The sequence below is a fragment of the Aeromicrobium alkaliterrae genome (genome assembly GCF_039529015.1).
GTDB classification, from domain to species: domain Bacteria; phylum Actinomycetota; class Actinomycetes; order Propionibacteriales; family Nocardioidaceae; genus Aeromicrobium; species Aeromicrobium alkaliterrae.
The window spans coordinates 330,943-345,912 of sequence record NZ_BAAAME010000005.1 but is presented as its reverse complement, the minus strand read 5'-3'; the positions used below and the strand labels follow the sequence as shown (position 1 = coordinate 345,912).

11 protein-coding genes are annotated in these 14,970 nt (G+C 73.5%); 2 read left to right on the top strand and 9 right to left on the bottom strand.

The genetic code is table 11. The annotated features are described in order from the left end of the window. Positions 1–10: 10 nt before the first annotated feature. From ABD127_RS15750 to ABD127_RS15725, 6 genes are all read right to left on the bottom strand, one after another. Positions 11–1,129 (bottom strand): S1 family peptidase, encoded by a 1,119-nt coding sequence (locus ABD127_RS15750; RefSeq protein WP_344203215.1) that lies wholly within the window; start codon positions 1,127–1,129, stop codon positions 11–13. A gap of 223 nt (positions 1,130–1,352) precedes the next feature. Further along, complete coding sequence (locus ABD127_RS15745) at positions 1,353–2,315, bottom strand: LysR family transcriptional regulator (protein WP_344203213.1); 963 nt, start codon at positions 2,313–2,315, stop codon at positions 1,353–1,355. A 101-nt stretch (positions 2,316–2,416) separates the two neighbouring features. Continuing rightward, positions 2,417–3,037, bottom strand: a complete 621-nt coding sequence (gene recR / locus ABD127_RS15740; RefSeq protein ID WP_344203211.1) for a recombination mediator RecR — start codon at positions 3,035–3,037, stop codon at positions 2,417–2,419. A 62-nt stretch (positions 3,038–3,099) separates the two neighbouring features. Next, positions 3,100–4,251, bottom strand: a complete 1,152-nt coding sequence (locus ABD127_RS15735; protein ID WP_344203209.1) for an acyl-CoA dehydrogenase family protein — start codon at positions 4,249–4,251, stop codon at positions 3,100–3,102. Continuing rightward, on the bottom strand, positions 4,242–6,986 hold the full coding sequence (locus ABD127_RS15730; protein WP_344203207.1) for a chorismate-binding protein: 2,745 nt from the start codon (positions 6,984–6,986) through the stop codon (positions 4,242–4,244). Before ABD127_RS15730 ends, ABD127_RS15735 begins: the two co-directional genes overlap by 10 nt. Positions 6,987–7,013: 27 nt before the next feature. Further along, positions 7,014–8,960: a DNA polymerase III subunit gamma and tau gene (locus tag ABD127_RS15725; RefSeq protein WP_425545832.1), complete on the bottom strand. Its 1,947-nt coding sequence runs from the start codon at positions 8,958–8,960 to the stop codon at positions 7,014–7,016. Between the two features lie 140 nt (positions 8,961–9,100). Between ABD127_RS15725 and ABD127_RS15720 the strand changes: the two genes are divergently transcribed. Next, positions 9,101–10,213 carry an SGNH/GDSL hydrolase family protein gene (locus ABD127_RS15720; protein WP_344203206.1) on the top strand — a complete coding sequence of 371 codons (1,113 nt, stop codon included), beginning with the start codon at positions 9,101–9,103 and terminating at the stop codon, positions 10,211–10,213. A 200-nt stretch (positions 10,214–10,413) separates the two neighbouring features. Here ABD127_RS15720 and ABD127_RS15715 read toward each other — a convergent pair whose 3' ends face one another. Together ABD127_RS15715 and ABD127_RS15710 are read right to left on the bottom strand one after the other, a co-directional pair. Then, positions 10,414–11,121, bottom strand: a complete 708-nt coding sequence (locus ABD127_RS15715) for a hypothetical protein (protein WP_344203204.1) — start codon at positions 11,119–11,121, stop codon at positions 10,414–10,416. 16 nt (positions 11,122–11,137) lie between these two features. Then, the gene (locus ABD127_RS15710; RefSeq protein WP_344203203.1) at positions 11,138–12,118 is read right to left on the bottom strand and encodes an alpha/beta hydrolase; all 981 of its coding nucleotides are present in this window, start codon (positions 12,116–12,118) and stop codon (positions 11,138–11,140) included. Positions 12,119–12,150: 32 nt separating this feature from the next. Here ABD127_RS15710 and ABD127_RS15705 point away from each other — a divergent pair, with 32 nt between their 5' ends. After that, a complete protein-coding gene (locus tag ABD127_RS15705) occupies positions 12,151–13,455 on the top strand; it encodes a threonine/serine exporter family protein (protein WP_344203201.1) in 1,305 nt (434 codons plus the stop codon). Positions 13,456–13,542: 87 nt separating this feature from the next. Here ABD127_RS15705 and ABD127_RS15700 read toward each other — a convergent pair whose 3' ends face one another. Then, positions 13,543–14,925, bottom strand: coding sequence for a dihydrolipoyl dehydrogenase family protein (locus ABD127_RS15700; RefSeq protein WP_344203199.1), 1,383 nt, complete (start codon positions 14,923–14,925; stop codon positions 13,543–13,545). Between the last annotated feature and the right edge of the window lie 45 nt (positions 14,926–14,970).

Sequence of the window (14,970 nt, the reverse complement as noted above, 5' to 3'; positions counted from 1 at the left end):
CCTGTCGTGCTCAGGAGGTCAGGAGCGTCAGCCCGTAGACCGAGAGGATCTCGTTGACCGGCTGGAAGTACGTCGTGCCGCCGGTGCGGCAGTTGCCCGAACCGCCCGACGTGACGCCCTGGGCCTGGTTGCCCGAGATCGCCGATCCGCCCGAGTCGCCGGGCTCGGCGCACACCGTCGTGCGGATCAGGCCCGTGACCGAGCCCTCGGCGTAGTTGACCGTCGAGTTCCGGGCCTGGATCGTGCCGCAGTACCAGCCGGTCGTGGATCCGGAGCGGCAGATGGAGGATCCGATCGGTGCCTCCGTCGAGCCCTTCACCGCGACGCGACCGCCGGCGTAGTTGTCGACGGCGCCGACCGGGGTGTCGTTCGGCGTGCTGACCCAGGCGTAGTCGTTGCCGGGGAAGCTCGAGCCCTGGAAGGTACCGGTCGGCTCGGTCGTGCGGGCGCCCCGGGCGCCGCAGTGGCCGGCGGTCACGAAGCCGCCGCGGACGGCGAAGCCGACCGAGCAGCGGGAGCTGTTGTTGATGAAGTACGCCTCGCCACCGACGACGTCCGCGAGCGGCTGCGGGTTCTCCGGGGCGTGCTGGACCGTCACGAGCTCCGGCGACGCGCCGCTGCCCGCGACGAACGTCTCGGCCGCGGCGACGTCGCGCGTCGTGACGACGACCTGGTTGGACGCGGGGTCGACGTGCCAGCCGGCGACGGTGTCGGGCGCGGACGCGGCGGCGGCGTCGAGCGCCTCCTTGGCCGAGTCGAGCTCGGCGCCCGCGTGCTCGACCGAGACCGTCTCGGCGTTCGCGACGGCGGCCTTGGTGGTGGGGCCGGCGACGGCCACGACCAGCACGGCACGCTCGGCGTCGTACCAGGAACCGGCGTAGGAGCTGCCGAGCTGGGCGATGGCCGTCTGCTCGGCCTGGGCCGCGGTGGCCTCGTCGGCGACCCGGGTCTCGGCCGCAGCGGGCGAGAGGCCGAGGTCGCGCTCCAGGGCGGCCTCGACCGTGGCGGCGGAGTCGGCGGCCGGAGCCGTGTCGGGCCCCTGCGCGCTGGCCGGGGCGGTGGTGGTCAGGACGGTTGCGGCCGCGAGGGAGCCGAGGACGGCTCCGATGCGGGTGGGACGTGATGCCACTGGTCTCTCCTTCGTCGTGACGACGCCGGGATCACCGGCGAGCCGTCTCCTGCACCCGGCGATTGCCGTGTGCACCGAGCGACGAAGTCGGCACTGGTGCCGGCTTCCCCGAAGCCCCCCGAGGGCTTGGGTCGACGCTAGACAGCCGCAGGGGCCGCCGGGAAATACCGGCCAGGGCATATCGCCGGTGTTATGGCCGCGAATGGCCTCGCGTACCGGGCGATCAGGACGCGACGCCGAACTCCGGGTGGTCGTCGAGCCAGTCGGAGTAGACCTCGCTGCGGGCGACCAGGTCCGCGTGCGCCTTCTCGACGCTGCGCTGCACGGCCGGCGCGAGGCCCGCGGCCGCCGAGGCAGGACGCCAGCCGACCATGTGGATCCAGCGCAGGGGGACGTCCTTCAGAGGGAGCGTGACGAGGCCGGGCAGCGTGCGGGTGGCCTGGCACAGGGCGACGGCGGTGCCCGAGGCGACGAGCTCGATGCAGCTCGCGGCGTCGGCGACGTAGAGGCTTCGCGGGGTGAACCCGGCGCGCAGGCACGCCTGGTGGAAGCACGTCTCGAAGCACCCGTCGCCGGGGGTGGCGGCCCACTCGGCGTCGGCGAGGTCGGCCAGCGTCACCTCGGTCTGGCGGGCCAGCGCGTGGTCCTCCGGGAGCAGGACGAACACGGGGTCGACCGAGAACGTGCGCCACTCCAGGTCGTCGCCCGGCGGCGGCCCCGATCCGCCGCAGACGCCGACGACGCAGAAGTCGAGGCGGCCGGCGGCGAGCTCGCCCGCCAGGTCGTCGGCCGACCACGACGCGGTGGTGCTGACGGTCAGCTCGGGGGCCGTCTCGGTGAGTCGCCGGATCAGCGGCGCGAGGATCGAGGACGTCGACGAGCCGAGGGCGACCTGGTCGGGCACGGCCGATCGGCTCGTCTCGGTCAGGCGGGCCGCGTCCTCCAGGAGGCCGTTCACCGCGGGCAGCAGCAGCGCCGCCCGGGAGACCACCAGGTCGCCGAGGGCGGTGGGCCGGACCCCGCGGTGGTCGCGCTCGAACAGGGGTCCGCCGAGCAGTCGCTCGATCCGGCGCAGCTGCGCCGTGAGAGCCGGCTGGGCGATCCCGAGCTCCCCGGCAGCCTTGGTGATGCTGCCGGACGCGGCGATCGCGCCCACGATCCGCAGGTGGCGCAGCTCGAGATCCATCCCCCCACTCTAGAAACCCCCGCGCACTACCGCTCGCGAGTGGATTCCCGCCCCTCCGCGAGTGAGTTCCCGCCCTGCGGCGAGTGAGTTTCCGCCCCAGGTCAGGAGGAGGAGGGCGCCGAGGCCTGCACGACGGAGGTGCGGCCCTCGAACGCGCGGCCCAGCGTGAGCTCGTCGGCGTACTCCAGGTCGCCGCCGATCGGCAGGCCACTGGCCAGCTTGCTGACCTTGATGCCGAAGGTCGTGAGCGAGCGGATCAGGTACGTCGCCGTGGCCTCGCCCTCGAGGTTCGGATCGGTCGCGATGATGACCTCGGTGATCGCCGGGTCGTTCAGGCGGGCGTAGAGCTCCTTGATGCGCAGGTTCTCCGGGCCGACGCCCTCGATCGGGCTGATCGCGCCGCCCAGCACGTGGTACCGACCGCGGAACTCGCGGGTGCGCTCGATCGCGACGACGTCCTTGCTCTCCTCCACGACGCACAGCACCGTGGTGTCGCGGCGCGGGTCGGAGCAGATGCGGCACTCGGTGTCGGTCGTGACGACGCAGCAGATCGCGCAGAAGTGCACCTTGGCCTTGACGTCGGTCAGGACCGTCGCCAGACGTCGGACGTCGTCGGGGTCGGCGTCGAGGAGGTGGAACGCGATGCGCTGCGCACTCTTCGGACCGATGCCCGGCAGCCGTCCGAGCTCGTCGATGAGGTCCTGGATCACGCCGTCGTACACCCCGTCAGCCTACGGGTCCGGGCCCACCGGAACCGTCTCGGCGCGCGTCGCGGCGGCCAGAATCAGGTGAAGGCGTTGATCCCGGTCTCCGCGCGGCCGATCAACAGCTTCTGCACCTGGCTCGTGCCCTCGTACAGCGTCATGACCCGGGCGTCGCGCAGGTACTTCTGCACGGGGAACTCGTCGATGAAGCCGTAGCCGCCGAATGACTGCACCGCGAGGTTCGCCGCGCGCACCGCGGCCTCGGAGGCGAACAGCTTGGCCTTGGACGCCGCCGTGCCGAACGGCTCGCCCCGGTTCATCAGGTCGGCAGCCCGCCAGGTGAGCAGCCGCGCGGCGTCGGCGTCGACCGAGATGTCGGCGATCATGTCCTGCACGAGCTGGAACGACGCGATCGGCCGGCCGAACTGCTCGCGCTGCGTCGTGTACGCGACGACCTCCTCGAGGCAGCCCTGCACGATGCCGACGCAGCTGGCGGCAATCGTGACGCGGCCCTTGTCGAGCGTCTTCATCGCGATCTTGAAGCCCTCGCCGCGTTCGCCCAGGAGCGCGTCGGCCGGGACGCGGACGCCGTCGAACGACAGCGACGCCGTGGCCTGGCCGCGCAGGCCGAGCTTGCCCGTGACCTCGGTGCGGACGAAGCCGGGCGTGTCGGTGGGCACGAGGAACGCCGAGACGCCGCGGGCGCCGGGGCCGTCGGTGCGCGCGAACACCAGGGCGACGTCGGCCCACGTGCCGTTGGTGATGAAGATCTTCTCGCCGTCGAGGACCCACTCGTCGCCGTCGAGCACGGCGCGGGTCTGCAGGTTGCCGGCGTCGGAGCCGTGGCCGGGCTCGGTGAGGCCGAAGCAGCCGAGGAGCCGCCCGGTGGCGATGCCCGGCAGCCACCGCTGCTTCTGCTCCTCGGTGCCGTGGCGCAGGACCGACGACCCGAACAGCCCGGCGGAGACCGACACGATGCCGCGGATGGAGGAGTCGGCCCGGCCGAGCTCCTCCGCCGCGAGGACGTAGGTCGTGTAGTCGCCGCCGACCCCGCCGTACTCCTCGGGGATCGTGAGACCGAAGAAGCCGAGGTCGCCGAGCTTGGGGATGATCGCGGTGTCGACCGACTCGCGGCGGTCCCACTCGGTGCGGAACGGCACGACCTCGCGGTCGAGGAAGGCCCGTGCGGTGCGCTGAAAGTCGCGCTGCTCGTCGGTGAGGCTCAGGTCCATGGGGTCCTCCGGTGGGGTGGGCCGGCGAGGAAGGTCGCCAGCATGTCGTGGCCGCGGTGGGTCAGGATCGACTCGGGGTGCATCTGCACGCCCTCGACCGGGTGCACGCGGTGCCGCACCCCCATGATCACGCCCGAGGCCGTGCGGGCGGTGACCTCGAGCTGGTCGGGCACGGTGTCGGGTTCGATCACGAGCGAGTGGTAGCGGGCGCACGTGAGCGGGCTGGGCAGGCCCGCGAGCACGCCGGTGCCGCCGTGGTGCACGAGCGACGGCTTGCCGTGGACGACCTCGGGGGCGCGCACGACGCGGGCGCCGTAGACCTCGCCGATGACCTGGTGCCCGAGGCACACGCCAAGGGTGGGGGTGCTCGGGCCGAGTCGGCGGACGAGGTCGGCGCTGATCCCGGCGTCGGCGGGGGAGCCAGGACCTGGCGAGACGACGAGGTGGGTGAACTCGCCCGCCAGCCGCCTCGCCACGAGGTCGCCGACGTCGCCGCGGTCGTTGCGGACGACCTCGGCCTCGGCGCCGAGCTCGCCCACGTACTGCACGAGGTTGTAGACGAAGGAGTCGTAGTTGTCGACGAACAGCACGCGCGCGGCGTCAGCGCGCGGAGGGCGGGGTGCCTCGGCGAGCTCGGTGCGGCTGACGAGCAGCGCGGCGACGGGGCCGGCCTCCCAGCGTCCGACTCCCGGCACCTCGACCACCGGGACCGTGCCGCGCAGCGCGTTCGTCACGAACACCTCGGACGCCCCGGCCAGGTCGGTGGTGGTGAGGCGGTGCTGGTGCACCGGGATGCCGGCGGCGCGCAGACGCTCGACGACCCGGGCGCGTTCGGTGCCGGGCAGGAGGCGGCCGTCGAGCGCAGGCGTGTGCACGCCGTCGTCGCGGACGAGGAAGAGGGACGCCCGCGCCGTCTCGAGGACGGAGCCGTCGGTGTCGACCAGCAGGCGGTCGCGCCCCGGTGTCACCGGGGCGAGGGCCTCGCGATCGGCCCACTTGTGGCCGCCCCATCCGCCGGCGACGACCTGGACGTCGAGGGTCCACGGCGCGGGTTCGTCGCGCAGCTCGGCGACGGTCAGGCTGACACCGACGTCGCCGCTGCCGTCGGGCACCGCGTCGATGCGGAGACGGTGGCGGCCCACGAGACCGCGGGCCTTGCGGTGCACCGCGTCCTCCAGGCCGGCGCGGACGGTGCGGCCGTGCAGTGACCTCACGCTGGCGTCGAGCCGTGCGAGGTGGGCGTCGAGGTCGACCGGATCACCGTCGACGACCAGCACGGTGTCGAACACGGCCTCGTCGCGGGGGCGGGAATCCACTCGCGGAGGGGCGGGAATCCACTCGCGAGGGGGCGGGAATCCACTCGCGAGCGGTAGTTCGGCGTGGATGGCGTGCAGGAGGGGGAGGGCCTTGGTGAAGCACTCGCGGAGCTCGGCCTCCGGGTCGGAGTCGGCCACGATGCCGCCTCCGACGCCGAGCCAGGTAGCCCAGGTGCCCGGAGCCGTGCGGGCGAACTCGAAGGTGCGGATCGCGACGTTGAGCTCGAGGCCCGCGTGCGGGCTGACGTGGCCGATCGCGCCCGTGTAGGCCTCGCGGGCGGTGGGCTCGAGGTCGGCGACGACCTCCATCGCCCGGATCTTCGGGGCGCCGGTGACCGAGCCGGGCGGGAACGTGGCCCGCAGCAGGTCGGCGTCCGTGACCCCGGAGCGCAGGTGCCCCACGACGTCCGACACCAGGTGCCACACGCTGTGGCGCTCGGCCCGCGCGATCGCCGGCACGCGGACCGAGCCCGGCTCGCACACGCGGCCCAGGTCGTTGCGCATCAGGTCGACGATCATGACGTTCTCGGCGCGGTCCTTGGCCGAGGCCACGAGCTCGTCGGGATCGGTGTCGAGCGGCGCCGTGCCCTTGATGGGCGAGGTCAGCACCTCCTGGCCCGTGCGGCGCAGGAACAGCTCGGGCGACAGGCTCGCCACCGCCCCGTCGGGCCAGCCGACGAAGGCGGCGTAGGCCGGCCGCAGGGCCTCGACCCCGGCGCAGAAGACGTCGAGCGGATCGCCCTCGAGCTGGGCCTCGAGGCGCTGGCAGAGGTTGGCCTGGAACACGTCGCCCGCAGCGATGTGCTCGAGCACTCGCGCGACCGATGCCTGGTGGGCGGCCGGCTCCGGGACGGGTGAGAAGGGCGTGACGGCGTAGGGCAGCGGCGGCGCCGTGGCGGCCAGCTCGTCCGCGAGGTCGGCCACGAAGGCGTCCAGCGCGTTGGGGCCGTCGAGCGACTCGGCCCACCAGTGACCGCCGGTGCGGCGCAGCACGTGACGGTAGTGCCCGACCACGTGGTCGGGCTGCGGGTAGGGGCGGTGTTGCCTCCGGGGTCCGGTGTCGAAGGTGGCCCCTTCGAGGCTCGTCGTCCCTCCTCGCACCTCAGGGGCCGGGGATGCGCCGCTGGCGTCGTCGAGGCGTTGCCCGAGGCGATAGCCCCACCGGCCGATCCAGCCGCCGCCGAACGTGCCGTCGGCCGGGGCGGGCTCGATGCCGAGCTCGAACGGGTCGGCGTCGGGCGCCAGGTCGGCGACCGGGTCGACCGCGACGAGGGCGTCGCCGTGGTGCCACGCACCGATCAGGGCGACGGGACGTCTGCGGTGCCGCAGGCGTCGGAGGACCTCGGTGGGGGAGGCGGTCAGGTCGAGACGTCGTCGACTGGCCGGTCCGGGATCAGCGGGGTCCCGCGGCGTCGTCATCGATGATCTCCGCACCGAGCTCGCGGCTCAGCATCGCCTCGACGTCCTCGTCGGACTCGTGGACGACCGGGTCGCCCGGGTCGGCATGAGCGTCGGGGTTGACCCGCTGTGTCGCGACGGTCGGGTTGGCGAGCGCCGCGCGGACCGACTCCGGCACGGGGGACGCTGCCGGGCGAACGGGCTCGGGTGCTGCGGGAGCCGGAGCCTGCTCGCGCCGCTCCTGCTCCTTCTGCGCGACGCCGGCGTCGATGATCGACTCGATGCGCCAGCGCGTGCCGATGACCTGGTGCACGGCCTGCTGCAGGATCTCGTCGGACTTGCTGGAGTGGAACGACTCGCGTGCTCCCTGGTTGACCAGGGCGATCGTGAGGACCTCGCCGTCGAGGCCCGCGACGTGGGCGTTCTGGCCCAGCAGGATCCAGGCGAAGCGTCGGATGCCCTGCACGGCCTCGAGGATCTCGGGCCACAGGCGGCGGACGTCGGCCACGCCCAGCTGGCCCGGCGCTGCGGCGACCGGAGCCGGCTCGGGCTCCGGGGCGGGCTCCGGAACCGGCGTCGGCTCGGGCGCGGGCGTCGGCTGAGGAGTGGGCGTGGGCTCGGGCGCGGGCTGGGGAGTGGGCACGGGCTCCGGGGTCGGCTCCGGCTCGACGGCCGGGGTCGGGACGGGCTCGACGACGGCCTGCGGCTCGGGCTCCGGGGTCGGCTCCGGCGCCGGCGCGGCAGCAGGAGCGGGAGTCGGCGTAGGAGCCGCGGCAGGTGCTGCGGGCGCAGCGGCAGCGGGAGCCGGCGGCGGGGTGCCGCCGGCGTCGAGNNGAGGCGACGCTCCAACCGGTCGAGCCGGGCCGCGTAGCCCTCGGTGGCGTGGTCGGCGCCCGGCACCAGGATGCGGGCGCACAGCAGCTCGAGCAGCAGGCGCGGTGCCGTGGCGCCACGGAAGTCGGTCAGGGCCGCGTCGACCAGGTCGGCGATGCGCACGAGCTCGGCCGGCCCGAACGACTGCGACTGCTGGGTGAGCTGGTCGGCGCGGTCGGCGGGCGCCTCCAGCAGCGCGACCTCGATCGCGTTGGGCACGGCGCGCAGCACGACGAGGTCGCGCAGGCGCTGCAGCAGGTCCTCGGCGAAGCGGCGCGGGTCCTGCCCGGACTCGATGACCTTGTCGACGACGCCGAACGACGTGGCGCCGTCGCGCGCCGCGAACGCGCCCACGGCCTCGTCGAGCAGCGAGTCGGGCGTGTAGCCGAGCAGCTGCACCGCGAGCCGGTACGTGACGCCCTCGTCGCTGGCGCCCGCGATGAGCTGGTCGAGCACGCTGAGGGTGTCGCGGACCGAGCCGCCGCCGGCGCGCACCACGAGGGGCAGCGCCGCGGCGTCGAGCGCGACGCCCTCGCTGGCGCAGAGCTGGTTGAGGTAGTCGCCCAGCGTCTTCGGTGGGACGAGCCGGAAGGGGTAGTGGTGCGTGCGCGACCGGATCGTGCCGATGACCTTGTCGGGCTCGGTCGTGGCGAAGATGAACTTGAGGTGCGGCGGCGGCTCCTCGACGAGCTTGAGCAGCGCGTTGAAGCCCTGCGGGCTCACCATGTGCGCCTCGTCGATGATGTAGACCTTGTAGCGGCTGCTGACGGGGGCGAAGAACGCGCGCTCGCGCAGGTCGCGGGCGTCGTCGACACCGCCGTGGCTGGCCGCGTCGATCTCGATGACGTCGACGCTGCCGGGCCCGCCGCGCGCGAGGTCGCGGCAGCTCTGGCACTCGCCGCACGGGTCGGAGATGGGCGCCTTCTCGCAGTTCAGCGCCCTGGCCAGGATGCGGGCGCTGGTGGTCTTGCCGCAGCCGCGCGGGCCGCTGAACAGGTACGCGTGGTTGACGCGGTTGTTGCCGAGCGCGTGCCGCAGCGGGTCGGTGACGTGCTCCTGACCGATGACCTCTTCGAAGGTCTCGGGCCGGTAGCGGCGGTACAGAGCGAGGGGCGCGTCCACCCCGTGAGCCTAGCCGCGGGCACCGACGCGGTCACCATCGCTGTGCACCGCCCGGAACCGCCTCGGCGTGACCCCCGTCACAGTCGCGCGTTGTACCGGGTGGGCGCCCGCGAACCACGGGGCGCGACGTGAGGAGACCCATGCGCACCCGAGTGGCCGCGACCCTGACTGCGCTCGTCCTCTCGGTGGGGCTCGCCGCCGCCGCGCCCGCCTCCGCGGACCCGGTCGTGAGCCCCGACGACGCGATCGACTACGTCGCGCTGGGCGACTCCTACACCGCCGGCCCGCTGATCCCGCTGCCCACGCCGGGCCCGCTCGGGTGCGTCCGCTCGAGCTCGAACTACCCCGCGTTCCTCGCGTCGTACCTGAAGGTCCGCACGTTCACCGACGTCAGCTGCTCCGCGGCTCGCACCGAGCACCTCTTCACGTCGCAGACCGGCAACCTCCCCGCGGGCCTGCCGGAGAACCAGAACGCGCCGCAGCTCCTGGCCGTGACGCCCGAGACCGACCTCGTCACCCTCGGCATCGGCGGCAACGACTTCGGGCTGTTCGGCGAGATGATCGACCAGTGCGGAGCCCTCGCGGCCGAGCAGCCGGACGCGTCCAGCCCGTGCCGCGACCACTTCACGGTCGACGGCGTCGACACCAAGATCCGCGACGCGCAGGCGATCCGGGGCAACGTCGAGACCGCCCTCGCGGCGATCGCCGAACGCGCCCCCGACGCCACGATCGTGGTGGTCAACTACCTCCACATCCTCCCGGAGTCCGGCACGTGCGCCGACGTCCCGTTCGCCGAGGGCGACTACGCCTGGGGCACGACGGTGCACCAGGCGCTCAACACGTCGCTCCGCGAGGCCGCGGCGGCGCAGGGGGCCGAGTACGTCGACATGTACGCGGCCTCGGCCGGCCACGACGCGTGCGCCGGGGACGCGGCGTGGGTCAACGGAGCGACCGTCAAGCCGACCGCCGCGATCAGCTACCACCCGTTCCGCTCGGGCATGAAGGCCATCGCCGACGAGACCTACCGCCAGCTCACGGGCGCCGAGCCGGCCGCGTTCGTGCTGCCGGTCCTGCAGCTCGCGAACCGGCTCCCGGCGCTGGTCGACCTGGGCGCGCTCCTGACCTACGTCGCCTCCGGCGGGTCGGTCCCGACGCAGACGATCGACGACGCCAGCGCCCCGGAGCCGGGCGTGCTCGCGGACGTCGTCGCCCGCCTCGCCGAGCTCGACGCCGCCGTGCCGACCGCCCCCTGAGTCGCGTGGCGGGGGTGTGCCCTTCGAGGCTCCTTCGTCGCACCTCAGGGCGCGGAACCTGCAGGCCCCCCGCCCCCTGAGGTGCGAGCGAGGGACGAGCGGACGGTTCCCGCCCCGTGAGGTGCGTGGTGGGGGACGAGCGGACGGTTCCCGCCCCCTGAGGTGCGAGCGAGGGACGAGCGAGCCTCGAAGGGGGTTCCTCAGCCGCCCGCTGCCCCCGGGACGATCGCGGTGCGTCCCTCCCAGCTCCCGTGCTCGCTCAGCGGGCGGAACCGCAGGGTCGTGAACTCGTGGTGGAAGTCGCGGCGCTCCCGTTCGGCCATCGCGTCAGCGTGACGGCGGGGGTCCCCGGTCTGCTCGCCGGAGCTGCGGCCGAAGACCATGCCGGTCATGTCGCGGGCCGTGCGCCAGATCGAGAACGTCGCGATCGACCGGGGCGGTCGGGCCGCTGCGAGCGCGAGCGTCGTGCCGGGGTGGTCGCGGACGAGGCGCTCGACGGGCCGACCCCAGTGCAGGAACCGTGGCACCTCGGGAAGTCGCATCCGGGCCAGGGTGAAGGCCACGGCCGGCTCGTCGGGGTCGCTGCGACTGGCGACCTCGGGCAGGTCGCCGACCTCGGTGACGAACCCCCACCGGCGCACGAACTCCAGCCTCACGTGCCACCCGCCGGCCAGGCGGCGTCCGAGCGGCTCGCGCTCGAGGAAGCGCTCCAGCGCGGCCTCGTCGTCCCAGGCGGCGAACATCGCGATGCGGCTCAGCTGCATCCGGTCGGGCGAGACCACGGGCGCCCCGAGGCGCATCTGCGCCATCGGTTCCGCGAGCCGCAGGCCGGGCGCTACCGGCCGGCGGGCCATCGCGCGGGCCGTGGCCGCCGCGGGCACCCGCGCGAGGTGGAAGGAGTGGAGCACGGCACCCATCCTGGCGTCAGGTGAGTCCGGCGTACCCGAGCCAGCGGTCGACCGCCGCATAGGCGGCCGCGCGGGCCTCGGCCTGCGACAGGAAGACGTCGTGACGCGCGCCGGGGATCGGCAGGGACGTGACGGCGTCGCCGAGGCAGCCGGCCCAGCGGGCGATCTGCTTGACGTCGAGCACGGCGTCGCTGACGTCGGTGTCGGGGCCGTGCTTGCGCGCGAACCGGGTGCGATTCGACCGCAGGACGAGCGACGGGACGCCGATGTCGAGCCCGCGATGCAGGATCGCGTGGCCGCGGCGCACCGCGTTGAGCCAGCCGTAGGTGACCGGGAAGCCGGTGATCGGCTTCCACGTGAGGTCGTAGTCCCACTCACCGGCGGCGCTGACGTGCAGGCTCGAGCCGTAGGCGTCGCCCGGCGGGAGCTTGAGACGCTCGAGCGGTCGGACCTGCGCGACGGCCCGGATGACCTGGGTGCCGATCGACCGCATCCACGCCGCACCCTGCAGGTCGAACCAGGGTCCGTCGAGCACGATGCCGACGATCCCGGCCTCGCGCGAGCCGCCGGGGGTCGCGTTCAGGCGCGACAGCCACAGCGGCACGATCAGGCCGCCGGTCGAGTGGGCGCCGAGCAGCACCTCGATCTCGCCGGTCTCCTCCCGCACGATGCGCAGCGCCTCGTCGAGCTCGGCGTCGTAGAGCGCCAGGTCGGAGACGTAGTGGGGCGTCTGCCCCGGCCGGGTGGAGCGGCCGCACTTGCGCAGGTCGAGCGCGTAGAACGCGTAACCGCGCTCGGTGAAGAAGTCGGCCAGCTCGGTCTGGAAGAAGTAGTCGGTGAACCCGTGGACCCACAGGAACGCCCGCTTCGGCGTCGTCGGCGGGGTCGCGCGGACGAGCGTCGCGACGACCTCGCCCTCGCCGTCCGGATCGCTGCCGAGGTCGAGGGTCCGCTGCTCGTAGCCGGCTCCCAGCACGTCTTCCACCCACGCTGACATGGGGCTGAGCATAGCCACGCACAATGGACGGGATGTCCGAGATCCATGAACGTCAGCGAACGCTCGACCTCGCCCTGCGCGTGGGCGAGATGCTGCTGTCCAACGGTGCGGGCGCGGCCGACGTGACCGCCACGATGTCGTCGATCACGCACCACCTCGGCCTGCGGCAGACCCTGGTCGACGTCACGTTCACGACGCTGACGCTGAGCCACCAGGCGAGCATCGACGAGCCGGTGCTGGCGCTGACCCGGCACGTGACGCACCGCGAGACCGACTTCGCCGACCTGACCGCGGTCGACGACGTGGTCTCGCAGCTGCTGGCCGACGAGATGACCCGGGAGGACGCGGCGACCGAGATGGCGCGGATCGCGTCGTCGGGCCACCCGCGGAAGCGCTGGGCGATCACCGCAGGCTCCGGCCTGACCGGCGCGGGCGTGGCGCTGCTGCTCGGTGGTGACTGGATCGTGCTGCTGATCGCGGCGGTCGCGGGCTCCTGCATCGAGATCCTGCAGCGCAAGATGGCGCGGATGCGGCTGCCGTTCTTCTACGCCCAGGTCGCGGGCGGCGTGCTGGCCACGACGTTCGCCGTGGTGCTGCGCGCCCTGGACGTGCCCGTGGACCCGTCGATCGTCGTGACGGCGAGCATCATCATGCTGCTCGCGGGGCAGGGGTTCATCGGCGCGATCCAGGACGCCCTGACGGGGTTCTACATCACCGCGAACGCCCGCATCCTCGAGGTCATGATCGCGACGGCCGGCATCATCGTGGGCGTCGCCGCGGGCCTCAGCATCGGCGGTGCGCTGGGGGTCGACGTGCAGATCGTGCCCGGCGCCTCCGGCCTGTCGGACCTGCCGACGATCACTGCGGGGGCCGCGATCACGGCCGGGAGCTTCGCGTTCACGGCCTACTCGCCGAAGCGCGTCGTGCTGCCGATCGCCCTGCTGGCGGCGCTCGCGGCCGGGGTGTACTTCGTGCCGCTGCAGCACGGGGTGGGACGCGCGGCGGCCGCGGGACTGGCCGCGATCGTGATCGGCCTGATCAGCTACTGGGTCGCGGGCTGGGTCAAGGTCCCGCCGCTCGTCGTCATCACGGCCTGCATCATCCCGCTGCTCCCGGGCCTGTCGATCTACCGGGCGCTCTCGCTCCTGGCCGACGACGACGTCACGGGCATCATCGCGCTGATGACGGCGGCTGCGGTCGCGCTGGCGCTGTCGGCCGGCGCGATCCTGGGCGAGTACGTGGCCCAGCCGCTCCGTCGGGAGTCACGCAAGCTCGAGCAGCGCCTGGCGGGTCCCCGCCTGGTCGGCCCCCTCCGCGCCCGAGCCCGCCGCCGCTGACCGGCCCGCCAAGATGTGTCGAGTTTGCGCCCGCTTTCGGTCCGGAAACGGGCCCAAACTCGACACATCTCGGTGGTTGGCGCGAGGCTACTCCGCGGCGTCGGCGAGGGCGGTCTCGACGGCGCGCCAGAAGGTCGGGTAGGCGTAGATGCTGTTGCGCAGGACCTCGACGGGGACCTCGGCGCGCACGGCGACCCCCAGGCCCGAGACGGACTCGCCGCCCGCAGGACCCACGAACGTCGCGCCCACGAGCACGCCGCGCTTGACGTCGACGACGACCTTGACGACGCCCTCGTTGCCCGGCCCGTGCACGAAGCCGCGGCTGCTCTCGTTCAGCGGCGCGACGCCGGTGCGGACGTCGATCCCGCGGTCGCGCGCCTGCTTCTCGGTCAGGCCGACGCCGCCGACCTCCGGATCGGTGAAGGTCGAGCGGGGCAGCGACTCGTCGTAGGGCGGGAGGTCCTCGCCGAGGACGTCCGAGCCCGCGCGCTGCGCCTGGTACATCGAGACGTGGGTGAACGCGCCGCGGCCGACGACGTCACCGATCGCCCAGAGACCGTCCTGGCCCGCGACGCGCAGGGCGTCGTCGACGTCGAGCGAGCGGCCCGGCTCGATCCCGACCGTGTCGAGCCCGAGGTCGTCGATGTTGGGCGTGCGGCCCGCGGCCACGAGCAGCTGCTCGACCTGCAGCGTCCCGTCGCCGTGCGTGACCGCGAACGTCGACCCGTCGTGGGTGACCGTGGAGACCTCGGTGTCGGTCAGGACCGTGATGCCCTCGGCGCGCAGCACGCCGGTCAGGACCTCCGAGGCCTCCGGCTCCTCCGGCGCGAGGATGCGCGGGCCGTGCTGCAGCACCGTGACCTCCGAGCCGAAGCGGGCGAACGCCTGGGCCAGCTCGAGCCCGATCGGGCCGCCGCCGAGCACGGCCAGCGACGCAGGCAGGTGCTCGGTCTCGAGCGCCTCCCGGTTGGTCCAGAAGGGGGTGTCGGCCAGGCCGTCGACCGGCGGCGCCGCCGGTCGCGTGCCGGGGTTCAGCACCACGCCGCGTCGAGCGGTGAAGCGTGGCCGCGATCCGTCGGTCGCCTCGATCTCGACCGTCCGCGCACCCGCGAGCCGGCCGTGGCCGCGCACCAGCGTGACGCCGGCGTCGGCCAGCCGGTCGGCGGCGACGGTGTCGTCCCAGCTGTCGGTGGCCTCCTCGCGGATCCGCTTCGCGACCAGCGAGAAGTCGGGCTCGACCGTCGCGGTGCCCGCGACCTGGGGCACGCGCCGCGCCTCGGCCAGGGCGTTGGCCGCGCGGATGAACATCTTCGACGGGATGCAGCCCCAGTAGGGGCACTCCCCACCGACGAGGCGCGACTCGACGGCCACGACCTCCAGTCCGGTCTTGGCCAGACGGGTGGCCAGGGCCTCGCCGCCCGGGCCGGTACCGATCACGATGACGTCGACCTCGGTGCTGTTCTCGCTCATGCCTCCATGATGCGGTCTGGCCTCGTGCCCGCACGACGGCTACTG

Coding starts and splice junctions, on each gene's coding strand:
- ABD127_RS15700 (WP_344203199.1), bottom strand. CDS start 14,925: ATGAGCGAGAACAGCACCGAGGTCGACGTCATCGTGATCGGTACCGGC.
- ABD127_RS15720 (WP_344203206.1), top strand. CDS start 9,101: ATGCGCACCCGAGTGGCCGCGACCCTGACTGCGCTCGTCCTCTCGGTG.
- ABD127_RS15745 (WP_344203213.1), bottom strand. CDS start 2,315: ATGGATCTCGAGCTGCGCCACCTGCGGATCGTGGGCGCGATCGCCGCG.
- ABD127_RS15710 (WP_344203203.1), bottom strand. CDS start 12,118: ATGTCAGCGTGGGTGGAAGACGTGCTGGGAGCCGGCTACGAGCAGCGG.
- ABD127_RS15730 (WP_344203207.1), bottom strand. CDS start 6,986: ATGACGACGCCGCGGGACCCCGCTGATCCCGGACCGGCCAGTCGACGA.
- ABD127_RS15735 (WP_344203209.1), bottom strand. CDS start 4,251: ATGGACCTGAGCCTCACCGACGAGCAGCGCGACTTTCAGCGCACCGCA.
- ABD127_RS15705 (WP_344203201.1), top strand. CDS start 12,151: ATGTCCGAGATCCATGAACGTCAGCGAACGCTCGACCTCGCCCTGCGC.